The organism is Chamaesiphon minutus PCC 6605 (assembly GCF_000317145.1).
GTDB classification, from domain to species: domain Bacteria; phylum Cyanobacteriota; class Cyanobacteriia; order Cyanobacteriales; family Chamaesiphonaceae; genus Chamaesiphon; species Chamaesiphon minutus.
On sequence record NC_019697.1, the window covers coordinates 2992560 to 3005888 of the forward strand.

15 protein-coding genes are annotated in these 13329 nt (G+C 45.3%); 11 read left to right on the forward strand and 4 right to left on the reverse strand.

Annotated features, from left to right (window positions below):
- Positions 1-243: 243 nt before the first annotated feature.
- Positions 244-1323, reverse strand: a complete 1080-nt coding sequence (recA, locus tag CHA6605_RS13720; RefSeq protein WP_015160042.1) for a recombinase RecA — start codon at positions 1321-1323, stop codon at positions 244-246.
- Between the two features lie 246 nt (positions 1324-1569).
- Between recA and CHA6605_RS13725 the strand changes: the two genes are divergently transcribed.
- From CHA6605_RS13725 to CHA6605_RS13740, 4 genes are all read left to right on the forward strand, one after another.
- Positions 1570-1899: a DUF2605 domain-containing protein gene (locus CHA6605_RS13725; RefSeq protein ID WP_015160043.1), complete on the forward strand. Its 330-nt coding sequence runs from the start codon at positions 1570-1572 to the stop codon at positions 1897-1899.
- Positions 1900-2061: 162 nt separating this feature from the next.
- Entirely contained in the window at positions 2062-2367 is a 306-nt protein-coding gene (locus CHA6605_RS13730) for a DUF2973 domain-containing protein (RefSeq protein ID WP_015160044.1), read from the forward strand.
- Between the two features lie 57 nt (positions 2368-2424).
- A complete protein-coding gene (locus CHA6605_RS13735) occupies positions 2425-3276 on the forward strand; it encodes a DNA/RNA non-specific endonuclease (protein WP_015160045.1) in 852 nt (283 codons plus the stop codon).
- Between the two features lie 363 nt (positions 3277-3639).
- Positions 3640-4407, forward strand: coding sequence for a phycobilisome rod-core linker polypeptide (locus tag CHA6605_RS13740; protein ID WP_015160046.1), 768 nt, complete (start codon positions 3640-3642; stop codon positions 4405-4407).
- A gap of 242 nt (positions 4408-4649) precedes the next feature.
- On the opposite strand, the gene CHA6605_RS13745 is transcribed toward CHA6605_RS13740, so the two are convergent.
- Both CHA6605_RS13745 and hisG read right to left on the reverse strand, forming a co-directional pair.
- A complete protein-coding gene (locus tag CHA6605_RS13745; protein ID WP_015160047.1) occupies positions 4650-5294 on the reverse strand; it encodes a TVP38/TMEM64 family protein in 645 nt (214 codons plus the stop codon).
- Between the two features lie 252 nt (positions 5295-5546).
- Positions 5547-6197 (reverse strand): ATP phosphoribosyltransferase, encoded by a 651-nt coding sequence (gene hisG / locus CHA6605_RS13750; RefSeq protein ID WP_015160049.1) that lies wholly within the window; start codon positions 6195-6197, stop codon positions 5547-5549.
- Between the two features lie 150 nt (positions 6198-6347).
- Between hisG and CHA6605_RS31625 the strand changes: the two genes are divergently transcribed.
- Positions 6348-6860, forward strand: coding sequence for a pentapeptide repeat-containing protein (locus tag CHA6605_RS31625; RefSeq protein ID WP_015160050.1), 513 nt, complete (start codon positions 6348-6350; stop codon positions 6858-6860).
- Between the two features lie 294 nt (positions 6861-7154).
- On the opposite strand, the gene CHA6605_RS13760 is transcribed toward CHA6605_RS31625, so the two are convergent.
- A complete protein-coding gene (locus CHA6605_RS13760) occupies positions 7155-9098 on the reverse strand; it encodes an ABC transporter ATP-binding protein (RefSeq protein WP_015160051.1) in 1944 nt (647 codons plus the stop codon).
- Between the two features lie 259 nt (positions 9099-9357).
- Here CHA6605_RS13760 and CHA6605_RS13765 point away from each other — a divergent pair, with 259 nt between their 5' ends.
- The 6 genes from CHA6605_RS13765 (at position 9358) to CHA6605_RS13785 (ending at position 13311) form a co-directional block, all read left to right on the forward strand.
- Positions 9358-9573 carry a hypothetical protein gene (locus CHA6605_RS13765; protein ID WP_198288491.1) on the forward strand — a complete coding sequence of 72 codons (216 nt, stop codon included), beginning with the start codon at positions 9358-9360 and terminating at the stop codon, positions 9571-9573.
- A gap of 89 nt (positions 9574-9662) precedes the next feature.
- On the forward strand, positions 9663-9866 hold the full coding sequence (locus CHA6605_RS13770) for a hypothetical protein (protein WP_015160053.1): 204 nt from the start codon (positions 9663-9665) through the stop codon (positions 9864-9866).
- Positions 9867-9969: 103 nt separating this feature from the next.
- A complete protein-coding gene (locus tag CHA6605_RS13775; protein ID WP_015160054.1) occupies positions 9970-10569 on the forward strand; it encodes a DUF4126 domain-containing protein in 600 nt (199 codons plus the stop codon).
- 75 nt (positions 10570-10644) lie between these two features.
- On the forward strand, positions 10645-11628 hold the full coding sequence (locus tag CHA6605_RS13780) for an outer membrane protein (RefSeq protein WP_015160055.1): 984 nt from the start codon (positions 10645-10647) through the stop codon (positions 11626-11628).
- Between the two features lie 241 nt (positions 11629-11869).
- Positions 11870-12022 carry a hypothetical protein gene (locus tag CHA6605_RS34150; RefSeq protein ID WP_157259986.1) on the forward strand — a complete coding sequence of 51 codons (153 nt, stop codon included), beginning with the start codon at positions 11870-11872 and terminating at the stop codon, positions 12020-12022.
- 56 nt (positions 12023-12078) lie between these two features.
- Positions 12079-13311 carry an ISAs1 family transposase gene (locus CHA6605_RS13785; protein WP_015159932.1) on the forward strand — a complete coding sequence of 411 codons (1233 nt, stop codon included), beginning with the start codon at positions 12079-12081 and terminating at the stop codon, positions 13309-13311.
- The last annotated feature ends 18 nt before the right edge of the window (positions 13312-13329 follow it).

The window sequence follows — 13329 nt, forward strand, 5'->3', positions numbered from 1 at the left end:
TTTAAATAATTCCAAATTTGTCAATCTAATGTTCGATCGATCCACGATCGAGAGTTAAAGATAGGCTCAAGTTTACTCGATGTCGATCCACATCAAAAAGGGTAAGAGCAATTAATTACCCTTACCCATTTTCTATTGAGTATTCTCCGATGGTCATCTAATGTCCATGCAAAACCTAGTTACTGGCATAATCCGAGGATCTAGGCTCTTGCTAATGTCTCTACACGTTTACCAGATGTAAATTTACTCTTCATCGTCATCATCAGTATCTTCGCTCTCTTCCTCAGCTTGTTTGAGCGTATTGGCAGAGACGGCGACACCAGTATTGAGTTTGTCCAATACTTGCTGCTGGACTTTGGTTACAAACTCAGCGTTTTCTTCCATGTACTTGACGGTATTGTCGCGTCCCTGAGCGAGATTGTCGCCTTCATAGCTGTACCAAGCACCACGACGGGTAATCACGCCAGTTTCTTCGGCGAGATCTACCAAACAACCAACAGTAGAGATACCCTTACCAAAGATGATATCGAACTCAGCAATGCGGAATGGAGGTGCGACTTTATTTTTGGCAACTTTGACTTTGACGCGGTTACCATATTCGCCTTCATTGGCACGTTTGAGGGTTTGAATGCGACGGATATCCAGTCGTACCGAGGCATAAAACTTGAGTGCGGTACCGCCAGTGGTGGTTTCGGGACTACCGTAGGTGACGCCGATTTTTTGACGGAGTTGGTTGATAAAAATTACCGTACAGCCAGACTTGGAAATACTACCAGTAATTTTGCGCAAAGCTTGGCTCATCAAACGGGCTTGTAAGCCCATGTGTGAGTCGCCCATATCGCCCTCGATTTCCGCACGCGGTACCAATGCAGCGACTGAGTCAATCACGACGATATCGACAGCAGCAGAGCGGACTAGTTGATCGACGATTTCTAAGGCGGCTTCGCCAGAGTCGGGTTGTGAAACCAGCAGATTGTTGATATCTACGCCTAGTGCCGCAGAATAGGTTGGATCTAGGGCATGTTCGGCATCTACAAAGGCGGCGACACCGCCCGATCTTTGGATTTCTGAGATGGCGTGCAACGCGAGGGTGGTTTTACCAGAACTTTCAGGGCCATAAATCTCGATGACTCTACCTTTGGGCAAACCGCCACCCAAGGCAATATCTAGGGTCATCGCCCCGCTCGATATGGTTTCTACCCGCATCCGCTGGGCATCACCGAGACGCATAATCGCCCCTTTCCCAAAAGACTTTTCGATTTGGTTGAGGACTAAATTCAGGGCTTTCTGTCTGTCTGGGCTATTTGTGATTTGGGTTGCCATTAATGCCTCTATGAACAAGGGGAAAGTTGATGTTAGCTTGCCTTAGTTTAACTAGCAAAAGCTTGGTGCATAGGTACTATTATACTCTCTATGGGGTCTAAAAGTCAAAGTTTGCTGCACTGTCATTCGTATGATACCCGCCATTGTGCGGTTAGCTCCCAAGTCAATAATTTTAAATTTTTTAGTTAAGAATTGTAAAAATTGCCTATAATAGTAGATATATAAAAACAATCTATTTGCACCCTAATGTCTAAGTCGCAACCGTCAGAGCAAGAATTGCTCCAAAGTATCCTCCAACCCTTGCTTGTAGACTTTGATTACTGGTTTGGTCGATCGAAAGAATTGTTAGAACGGGAACGCATTGCTTTTATGAGTCCCAGTGCCCAATCCGAGCTATTGGCTAGAGTAGAACGCGCCCAACAAGAGGTCAGCGTTGCTAAAATGTTATTCCAAGCCGTGGGCGGACAAGCAGGGATCGAAGCCAGTCAAATGGTGGGTTGGCATCAAATCGTCACTGAGTGTTGGCATGTTTCGATGCAGTTAAGACAGTCGGAACAGTCTAAGATAGAAGAGTAAGGGTGACCCAGGTTATCTGAATTTCTCATAAAAGCTGAATCGATAGTCCAAACATCTCCCCCTGCATGTTGCTTTTTTCGATCTGCTGACATAGATCTGTCAGATATCGCCCCAATTTTCCTTTGCTACCTCTATTCTTGGATCTTTGTGTAGGACAGTGACATGTTACAAATAATTTATCTAATTGCCTTTACCATTTTGGCATTTCTCGCGATCGGCAATCTGATTCGCAGTCTGATTGGGTTTAGCATGGATGCGTCACAACCTAGATCGATGACCGATCCTAATTCTCAAGGTTATCGCTATCGCGCGGGTTCCGTGCCTCACCCCGAATTGCTCGACGATTTGGGCAATGTCACTACCGAACCATTATTAATTATGAAGTCGATTAGTATCGAAGATGCGCGGACGAGACTAGATGCGTTGTATCATAACGATCTGCCTCGTTCGGCTGAGGGTGAGAATTAACAGCTCGCGCGCGCTGGGCTGAGGGTAAGAATAGATCTTCTCCTAGCATAAATTGAAGTGTTGACCACCGTGCGTAAAGTAGCATACCTCCTGATTTTGACAATCGCGATCGCGATTGTCGGCTGTCGCAATCCTGACATTCCTTCAGGAGGTGAGACTCAGGGTAATATCAATTTGCTGATGGGGAATCCCTCTCAAGCAACTAGTTCCCCCGGTAACTCCGAAAACTACCTACTCGTGCGCCCTCAATACGCGCTGTCTTATTCCAAAAATAAAGGGATACCTAATTGGGTAGCGTGGCAGCTAAATGAGTCGTGGCTGGGAGACGCGCATCGCGTTGGTAAATTTGCACCAGATGACGCTTTGCCCGCAGGTTGGGAGCGCGTTAAGCCTTCTGATTATACTGGGAGCGGATTCGATCGCGGTCACATGACAAATTCGGAAGATCGCAGTCGTTCTCCAGAGGATAATATTCAGACTTTTTTGATGACGAATATTCTGCCCCAATCGCCCGATAATAATCAGGGACCATGGGTAGGTTTAGAAAATTACTGTCGTCAACTCGCCAGATCTGGGAAAGAATTATTTATTATTTCTGGAGGACACGGACAGGGTGGCATTGGCAAAAATGGCCTCAGAGCGACGGTAGGACAAGGTAAGGTATTAGTACCTGCCGTCACCTGGAAAGTTATATTAGTACTAGATAAACCTAATGCTGGCGTGGCTGGGGTCGATAAAAATACCCGCACCATCGCAGTTATAATGCCGAATAAGCAAGGGATTAAATCCGATCCTTGGCAACAATATCTAACTTCAGTTAAAGATGTCGAAAAGTTAACTGGATACAAATTTTTTACCAGCGTACCTGCCCAAATCCGCGAGGTTATCGAAGCCCGGGTCGATCGCTGATATTTCTATTGTGAAGCTCTAATATTTTACCGCGATCGATACCAACGCGGATAATTGGGTCGCGATCGACAAAGCTCCTGTTGCTAGATCCGATGGTTAACCAGTACTACTGACTATTACAGATTATTAATGAGGATCTAATAGGCGATCGCCGATCGCCTATGCTGAAAATTGGCTGAGTATTTTTACCTACATCTTAATCTGAAGATCGATCTCGATCTGTAATATTGAGGCAGCTTCCGATCGGGGTTCTAGGGCTAGCTGCTTTTTAAAAACATTACTACCGATCGATTATCGCTCTGAACTATTTTTTAGAGTAAAAAGCTCAGCCGCGATCCCAATATAATAAGGACATAAATAATCGTGTCAATTCCTTTATTAGAATATTCACCGACATCTCAAAATCATCGTGTCGCTGGTTTTGAAGTAGCTTGGGAAGAACAACCCAGAATCTTTACGATCGACAATTTATTATCGAAATCAGATTTTGATGTATTGATTAATGCTGCCTATCGGCAGATTTTTCACGAACAACAAATGACCACTCATAGCCGTCAAATTGCTTTAGAATCACAATTACGGGGCGGTCAGATTACCGTTCGTCAGTTTATTCGCGGCTTGGCAACTTCCGAAACTTTTCGCAATCTAACTTTTAATAGTAATAACAATTATCGGGTTGTCCAAATCTGCATTCAGCGCATTCTCGGACGTGAAGTGTATAACGAACGTGAAAAAATTGCTTGGTCGATTGTGATTGCGACCAAAGGCTTTTACACATTCATCGATAACCTGCTCGATAGTGAAGAATATCAAGAAAACTTTGGCGATAGTACCGTGCCTTATCAACGCCGCCGGATTCTATCTCAACAAATCCAGGGTCAGTTGCCATTCGAGCGGATGGCACGTTACGGTACCGATTATCGGGACAAACTGCCCAAACAAAATTTCCGAGGGATTCCTGACATGGGTTATACAGGGCCAATCATGTCGTCAACTCGTTGGAGTTGGCAAAAACAACCTTCTCCAGTACTCACTACTATCGGTAAAGTCATTACCTATAGCGGTGGTGCTGGGGTGGTTGTGTTGAGCTTGCTAGTCTTCCTCTCGTGCTTGGGTTGGGTACATATTTAATCTTTAAATCATCCGATTTACAAAGGCCTATTGCGCTAGTGAGTACCTGCGATCCTCACCGCCAGATCCTGTGCTTCTGGCTCCCATCTCTGTTGATTGGCTAACTCGTCGGGAAACGCGACCAGGAAAGCTCGCCAAGAGAGAGGGGTTGGGAATGAGGGCAACAGGTTTCGCGAGCGTAATAAGCCTTTGTAAAGCAAATTTTTGATGAGGAATGGTAACCTAACTTATGCCGCCTAATTCTAGCTCGATCGATCGGCCTGACGACGGTACCAAGTGGCGGTACCGATAAGCATTCCGGTTAAAGCTAAAGCAACGAGAATCGGTAAAACATCGCCACGTTCGAGCGCAGTAAGACCAGCACCCATCATTACAAAAGGCAAGATACCGGGAACCGTCCCTAGTAATGTCCCGAAGAAGTAGTCGCGAAATTTAATCGACGTTAAACCCGCTGCAAAATTAACAATTCCGTATGGAATTAGTGGTAACAATCGAATTGCAAACATATAAAAAAAGCCACCGCGATCCATTTCGCGATCGAGTTTTTGCCATTTTCCGGCTAACTTTTGCTCGATGAATTTACGTCCGATCGTGCGACTGAATGCGAAAGATAGTACTGCGGCCAAAACAGCGGCAATACTCGTCCAAACTGTACCCCAGACCGAACCAAAAATTGCGCCACCAGTGAGATTGAGTGGGGTTGAGGGTAGGATACAAATTGTTGCGATCGAGTAAACTAAGATATATAGAATTGGTGCCCAAATTCCCATTTTTTGCAGCCATAACTGCAATTGAGGTCGATCGATGCCACCTAATAAAACTATCCCAATTACAGTAGTAATGATGCAAAATAACCCGATCGCAATAATGCTCTTTTTCGATTTCAAAGGACGCTACAGGATATTTTAGAGGATGTTTGGAAAGTATGAGATTGCACTCGTAAACCCTGGAAAATCCCCCCTAACCCCCTTAAAAAGGGGGGAACCAGATCCGGAAGTCCCCCTTCTTAAGGGGGATTTAGCGGCGCATCGAACGGGAGGTTCCCTCCCGTTTGTGTGCGACAAGACAGGGGGATTTTCCCACTTGAAACGCAGCAATTAAACGCATCCATTCATCCTCTCAAGCCAAAATCCAAAATCCTACTGACTAGTTACTAAAGAAACATTGTTTCTAATTTGAGCAACTAGATCGCTAATCTCATCTCGATCGATTCGATAGCTGAGTGGATGAGCGATCAACCGCGCGCTACTGTAAAATAAAGTTTCAATCTCGACTAAACCATTTTCTTTGAGAGTTTTACCCGTCGAAACTAAATCGACAATGGCTTCAGACATGCCAGTAATCGGCCCTAATTCTACCGAACCATATAGCGGTACGATTTCGATCGGTAAGTCGATGCTATCGAAGTATTCTCGCGCACAATGAACGAACTTAGAAGCGACGCGACCGTGTGCGGGTAAATTTAACGTCGTCTGGTAGGGACTATCCGCTTTGACGGCTACCGAGAGCCGACAGGTCCCGAATTTAAGATCGACTAATTGCGCGACTTGAGGCGTTTTTTCGCGCAAGACATCATAGCCAGCAATGCCTAGTTGCGCTTGTCCGTATTCGACATACACGGGGACATCGTGAGTCCGCACGAGTAAGGCTTTGGCACGATTGGTAGGATCGGTGATTTGGAGTTGGCGATTGTCTTTGTCTAAAAAGGCACTAAAGTCTAACCCAACTGACTGAAATAGTCGGATGCAATCTTTAAGTAAGGCTCCTTTTGGTAAGGCTACGGTAATCATTCGATTAGTTGGGAGGGAGGAGTTGGAAGTTGCTTAGGATACGCTCGATCGTCAGTTTATCGTATTCCGGACTCTCCAGCGTTAGTATGGCAAAGTTAAGATCGATCGGGCGGTAGAGTAGATATTAGTTAGTAAATTGGAGACATTGTTATGAATTGGATTAGCATCGATCCCGCCGAACACGAACGTAGACTGGCTCTCTGGTTTCAACGTGAAGGGTCGTGGGGTAGAGAAGATATCCTCACTCCCGCTTGGCATGAATTCACTGGTTTTTACTTCACGCCAAATATTACGGTTGAGGAATTGGTCGAAAGATATGCTGTTGGGGAAAGAAATTTTACTGAGATCCGGCTGCCTGAAGAATCCGATTTGAGCGGAGTTGATTTGTCTGGAGCTATTTTCCTTGGTGCTAACCTCGCCCATTCCAACTTCACCAATGCCAACTTGAGCAATTGCGATCTCCGGTATTCTTGGATGCGAGGCAATTTTACCCGTGCCAATTTGAAAGGGGCTAATATCGATCGAGCCGATGTTGGCGGTTCCAAATTTAAAAATGCCAACCTGCTCAATACTATAGGCTGTTTTGGGCACGACTGTGGAGCTTTGTTCGAGGATACTATTAGGAGTGATGGTAGTGTTGTCTCTTATGAAGGTCGTGCTTGATTGCTGACTATCATCCAAGTCGGCTTGTAGAAACGTAGTGGCGCGACCAGGCTAAAATTGTGGGTAAAAGTAGAAACGTAGGGTGGGCACTGCCCACAGCACATTTAGAGCCGTAGTAAAAAGAACTTAAGGCTGCTTTTATCGATCGAATAATCTCTTCAATAATCGATCGCAAAGCGTGCCGTAGGCAGTCGATATTAAATGCCCCAATATTTATCTTATTAAATCGACAATAATGTTGGTGGGCAATGCCCACCCTACGTTTTGGATTTAATAATTATCAATTATCAATTATCAATTACTAATTACCCCTCTAGTACTTTGTTGATGAATAATCCGATCGATTGTACCTAGAGGAATAGAAGAGATTAGTTTGCGGGTATATTCGGTTTTTGGTGATTCGTAGATAGTCCGAGCGAAATCGATTTCTTCAATCTTACCTTGATTCATTACCATAATCCGATCGCTCATGAATTTGACGACGCCTAAATCGTGAGAGATAAAAATATAGGTGAGATTAAATTCGCCTTGTAGCTCTTTGAGCAGATTCAATACTTGTGCTTGTACCGAGACATCGAGGGCAGATACAGATTCATCGCAGATGATAAATTTAGGATTGAGTGCGAGCGCGCGGGCAATACATACCCGTTGGCGTTGTCCGCCAGAAAGTTGGTGGGGATAAGAGGTGAGATAGTCGGTACTCAAGCCGACTCGTTGGAGTAGATATTCGGCACGTTCTTGACGTTGGGCTTTGCTTTTAACTGTTTTGTGAATGACGAGCGGCTCGATAATCAGATTGCAGATATTCATTCGAGGATTGAGCGCGCTAAAGGGGTTTTGGAAGATGATTTGCAAATCTCGGCGCAGGACTTGCATTGCTTCACCCTGAAGTTTAGTAATATTTTTACCCTGAAATTCGATCGAGCCTTGTTGTGGTTCGATCAGTCTTAGAATCGTGCGCGCTAGGGTACTTTTGCCACAGCCAGATTCTCCGACTAAACCGAGTGTTTCGCCGGGATAAACGGCGAAGGAAATATCATTTACAGCCCAATTATATTGTTGACGATCTTTACCAAAGATCCCTTGGGCGGGAAAGCCTACTTTTAAGTTACGGATTGCTAAAATCGGTTCGGATCGATCGTCTATTTCTGGTAGTTTAATTGTGCGAATATCGATGGGAATTTCTTGGTTTACTACTGCTAGAGATTGTGGTTTTTCAACGATCTTAATTTGACCGTCTGGTGAAATCTCTTCTGTCATAAAATCCCTAATCGTCGGCAGAATTTTGACTTCGCGATCGGGACGCGGGCGGCAAGCTAGTAAACTTTTGGTGTAGGGATGGGTGGGATTTTGAAATAGGTCTAAAATTGGTTGATGTTCGACTATTTTGCCCTTATACATGACTGCGACCACATCAGCAATTTCGGCGATAATTCCCAGATCGTGGGTGATAAAAATCATCGCCATATTTCGGCTGTCGCGCAACTCTTGGAGGAGTTCTAAAATGGTGGCTTGAACGGTCACATCGAGAGCCGTTGTCGGCTCATCGGCAATTAATAAACTCGGATTGCAAGAAATCGCCATCGCGATCGTGACCCGCTGTAATTGTCCGCCCGAAAGTTGATGGGGATAGCGTTCTAGCCACGAAAGTTTTTGCTGATTGATAGCATCGTTCAGTTCCCGCTCGCTCGGCGATGTCGATCTATGCATCATTGGCTCGGCTAAAGCATCGATCGATTTGAGACTGGCTAAATATTGCTCTTTTAAGCGATCGTCGCTGGGAATTAATTTGACTTCTTGCAGCAGATAAATTGCTTGGCGACGGGCTTCCGCTTTCGATACCGACTGATGTCGATCGATTGCTTCAATTAGTTGATAACCGATCGTAAATACCGGATTGAGCGAACTCATTGGCTCTTGAAAAATCATCGCCATTTGTTCGCCGCGATAACTCGAAAATTGTGATGGCGATAATGTCAATAAATCGATCGATTGCTGTGGTGTCGAGTCCTCGTATGGCTGAAATAATACCTCGCCCTGCGTTACCTTCCCCGCATTGGGTAGCAATCCCATTACCGCTAGCGAAGTCACCGATTTACCAGAACCAGATTCGCCCACAATGCCCAATGTCTGTCCGCGTTGGAGTGTAAACGAGATCCCATCGACTGCTGGTTGCTTGACCCCGGCAAATTGGATGCGTAAATTACGAACATCAAGGACAGAATCGCGATCGGTCATAGGTAGATCTGGGATGAAGGTCGATTTAACTAGGATAACTCTATCTGACGCTACCGATCGGTACGAGTTGCTACGATGGCCTGCCGACTCGATCTGGGAATATAGTTGCTATTATCGATTTATAATTGGTGCTTCGATCGATCGGTCGTGTAGCGTACCATAGGTAATCGATGAGATCGGATGATATTCTCAACGATGTGCATGATGAAGGAAGTTTGGAGCAGATGACGTGAGAAGAACGCCAGTCGACTTATATCGGATGGGCAATGCTATTACTTCTCGATTAGAAAACATCCGCGAGCGGGATATCGACATGTATGAGGATGGCGGTAAAATATGGGTAGCTGCCAATTCTGGCGGTATTTCGACATTCTCAGTGCGAGGAAGTGGCAAAAACTGGTGGAAACTCGATCTCGATGCCGAGATTCCCAATGAGCTGCGAGTTGTGAACGATTATGGCAACCACTGGCTCTAGGAACCAAGCTATTCAATGCCATTCGATGAATATCGACGAGTGCTTGAGTTAGTTGGAGCACAGTTTGATAAAGTAAGTTGAGGAAAATTATGATGATGAATTTATCTCCGAAAGCAATGAGATCGATCGGCGAATCATTAGAATTTCGGATTGCCGCTTATCAGCATCGACTGGATACCGAAGTTATGTCTGAGGATGAAGCTTCCGATCTAACGAATGACTTGATGTTTTTAGAATCATTATTACAAGAGTTTCAACAAGCATTAGCTTTGCCTGTGGCTCAAGTTTTTTGACAAAGAATTTGAAATGGCGATCGCAGATGATTTCAGGGCACATTCAAACTGCTAACCTTGTCAGTAATATCTTGACGATAACTTTGCAACAGCAGAAAAAATCATGATCGGAATCTTGGCTGTGCTATCAGTATCTGCTGCTGCTGGAATGCGAATCGCCTTGCCGCTGCTGGTAATCGGTCTGCTTAGAACTGACTTGTGGCAACAGGTACCCCTACTCGATCGCATTCAACCTTCAGTACTGATTGCCGTCCTGACTGCTTGGACATTCTTGGAACTGGTAATTTCCAAACAACTCTGGGGACAGCGGCTGTTGCAATTTGTAGAACTCATATTTAGCCCCTTAGTCGGTGCGGTAATGGCCATGGCAGTGGCGCGGATCTTGCAGCAACCAACCCAAGCGATCTGGATTTTGGGCGTAGTCGGAGGCTTATTTGCCTTAGTTTTGCAACTGGTAAAAGTGGGTTGGTTTTATCGGCTCAAGGGAGGGTTGCCGACTTGGGCGGTATTGCTCGAAGATGTCTTGTGCGTGCTGTTGGTGCTATTTGCTTTCAAAGCACCTAACTCTGGCGGTATCATTGCGCTGCTAATTTTGTGGCTGGCGATTCGCAGTTCGCAAAGTTGGTATCAGTGGTACAAGGAAGGGCGAGGAGCGGGGGACGGGGAACGAGATAATCTTAGCGATCGCAAAAATAGAGAATGAGCAACGCTGCATAAACTAATTCTTTAGCTCAATTACATTGAGGAATACACTGAATCGAGGAGTTAGATCGCCTTTATGATGCCGCCCAAAATCTCTCGAACGATCTCTGCAACTATTGCCATTACCTCGATCCTCACGTTTTTTTGTTATAAAGGCTGTGCCAACGAACGTCGTGTCGAGACACCCATCCAAACTTTATCCCGAACGATAACCCGATCGTCATCGATTTCGATCGCGCAAAACCCTAACGTACCCACCCCAGAACAACTAAATCGACAACGCGATGCCGAACGGGTGCTCAAAGACGGCGAAAATCTGCGCAGAGAAATCAGAGAGCGCGGCTTCGATAGCAATCTCGAACAGCGAGTGCAAGAGCAAATAAATAAAGTCCGCGAATCTGGGAGCGATCCGCAAAAAGTCCGCGAAGCCGATAGTGAGTTGACTAGACTGCGCCAACAGAATAATCGCTTTCCTTACTATTACTACGATCCTTTTTACCCTTACTACTCTACCCCCGGTCAAATAATTTTCAGTCCTGGGTATATTTATCCGCCGACAGTACCAGCCGAAGATCGCATCGCCGAGCGCAATTCCCAGAGTACTAGTTCTACTCAACTATTCGGCTCGGCTGGATTCACCAATGGTGGTATCGCTCCGAGTATCGGCGTTCGCTACAATTACATCGGTTTGGAAGTTGGCGCACTTTTTAACCAGGATAGTCTGCCGGGAGCCGTCAATGATTTTGCACTACCGAGTAATTTCTTCTTCAACGATCTTGGTGTCAAGAAACTCAGCCCGCAATGGGGGTTAGATTTGCTGGGATTTGTAGACGTGGCTCCGCGCGTATCTGCTTACGGTAGTGTTGGATTGTACTTCCAGAATGTCGGTCGGATCGCTCAATCTCAAGCGACTAACGAGCTATTCAAGCAAACTAATATTACCAACACAACTGGGGCTGTCGGTGGTGGCGTCGTTTACAGCCCTAGCGAGAGCGTGAGCTTCGGACTGGGCTACCACTCAATCCGAGGTGTGAATGTCCGGGTGGGAATTAACTTCTAAATTGGCGATCGCGTTAAATAGCTCTGCGGTCCATATCTGCAAGTGGCCACCTTCTACGTCATTAGACATAAAAATATACAATTTGTTTGTTTGGTAACAATTTCTAGCATTTTTACTCGTTAACATGGGATGTATCCCCGTTAAATTGTGAGTCGTTCTCAATTTACTAAAAATAGAATTATTACCCTTACGTGTACTACCTTTATTCGGGCTAAGTATCCCAAACTTTTGGAGATTCAGTATGTCATTATCTAAAGGCGTAGAAATTCATACCCTGACCTCAGCCAAAGCTGGATTGATTCAATTTTATACTCCCCAAGCTAGTCATGAAACCACGGCTAGCGCACCTCAAACCCTATTGACAAAGGGATTGCTGCTGAGGGCTTCTATTTGAGAAAGATCTGAGCTAGGGTAGGTACGAGCGTCCATCTAGCGATTACAGTGAAAGTAATGCCGACACAAGTAGAAAAGAAGAAGCAAAAAACTGAAACAGTCGGAGCGACGAATTTAGACAGCCAAGAAATTACAAAGAAGTTTGGGCAATACTTTCAAGATATTAAAGATCCCAGAACCCAGAGGACGAGAGTACATCTACTCAAAGACATTATCACCATTGCCATCTTGGCAGTAATCGCAGGAGCAAAAGGATGGGAGGATATGGAAGAGTATGGTGTGAATAAGCAAGAGTGGTTAAGTACATTTCTAGAGCTACCAGGCGGAATCCCCAGCGCCGACACATTTAGAAGAGTATTTGAAAAAATCAATCCCAAAGAATTAGAGCAATGCTTTCGGCTGTGGGTGCAATCACTAATTGAGCAACTAGGAGTGGAAGTAGTCGCCATTGATGGTAAAACCAACAGAGGTTCATACGACAGGGCATCTGGGGTCAAAGCGTTGCACATGGTGAGTGCATGGGCGAGTGAGCATCGATTGGTCTTGGGACAAACAAAAGTCAGTGCTAAATCTAATGAAATCACAGCGATTCCCGCATTATTAGAATTGCTAGACATTCAAGGCTGTATCATCACTATCGATGCAATGGGCACGCAGAAATCGATGGCGACGAAGATTACTGGAGCAAATGCCGATTATGTGTTAAGCCTTAAGGATAATCATCCAACACTACACCAACAAGTCAAAAGCTGGTTTGAGACAGCACAATCACAGGGGTTTAAAGGCGTAGATGTCAGTATTAGTCAGCGGGTGGAGAAAGGACATCATCGGATTGAAAACCGGAAAGTTTACACTGTCCCTGTTTCACAACTACCATTGCTGTATCAACAAGACCAGTGGAGTGGACTGCAAACAGTTGTGATGGTTGTACGCAAGTCTCAGTATTGGAACAAGACCACTCATGAAGTCCAATTTTACCTAACCAGTCTTCTCAGCGATGCCAACCGGATTGGTAGTGCGATTCGCCAGCACTGGGGGATTGAGAATTCTGTCCATTGGACATTAGATGTCACCTTTGATGAGGACAAATCTCGCATTCGTTCTCTCCACGGTCCGCAGAATTTTGCCGTGTTACGTCGCCTTGCACTTAATGCCTTAGAACGTGAGACATCTTTTCGGCGTAGTATTCGTCAAAAGTCCCGGCGAACCGCGATGAATGACCGCTATATGCTTGCTGTCTTATCTGCGGCTGTTCCCACTTCCCATCCAAGCACATCCGCTTGTCAATAGGTTTTGAGATGCGCTAAC

Bases quoted from the DNA above. Each gene is read 5' to 3' on its own strand.
- CHA6605_RS13770 (WP_015160053.1), top strand. From the start codon at position 9,663: ATGATGATGAATTTATCTCCGAAAGCAATGAGATCGATCGGCGAATCA.
- hisG (WP_015160049.1), bottom strand. From the start codon at position 6,197: ATGATTACCGTAGCCTTACCAAAAGGAGCCTTACTTAAAGATTGCATC.
- CHA6605_RS13765 (WP_198288491.1), top strand. From the start codon at position 9,358: ATGGGCAATGCTATTACTTCTCGATTAGAAAACATCCGCGAGCGGGAT.
- CHA6605_RS13725 (WP_015160043.1), top strand. From the start codon at position 1,570: ATGTCTAAGTCGCAACCGTCAGAGCAAGAATTGCTCCAAAGTATCCTC.
- CHA6605_RS13780 (WP_015160055.1), top strand. From the start codon at position 10,645: ATGATGCCGCCCAAAATCTCTCGAACGATCTCTGCAACTATTGCCATT.
- CHA6605_RS13775 (WP_015160054.1), top strand. From the start codon at position 9,970: ATGATCGGAATCTTGGCTGTGCTATCAGTATCTGCTGCTGCTGGAATG.
- recA (WP_015160042.1), bottom strand. From the start codon at position 1,323: ATGGCAACCCAAATCACAAATAGCCCAGACAGACAGAAAGCCCTGAAT.
- CHA6605_RS13760 (WP_015160051.1), bottom strand. From the start codon at position 9,098: ATGACCGATCGCGATTCTGTCCTTGATGTTCGTAATTTACGCATCCAA.
- CHA6605_RS13785 (WP_015159932.1), top strand. From the start codon at position 12,079: ATGCCGACACAAGTAGAAAAGAAGAAGCAAAAAACTGAAACAGTCGGA.
- CHA6605_RS31625 (WP_015160050.1), top strand. From the start codon at position 6,348: ATGAATTGGATTAGCATCGATCCCGCCGAACACGAACGTAGACTGGCT.
- CHA6605_RS34150 (WP_157259986.1), top strand. From the start codon at position 11,870: ATGTCATTATCTAAAGGCGTAGAAATTCATACCCTGACCTCAGCCAAA.
- CHA6605_RS13730 (WP_015160044.1), top strand. From the start codon at position 2,062: ATGTTACAAATAATTTATCTAATTGCCTTTACCATTTTGGCATTTCTC.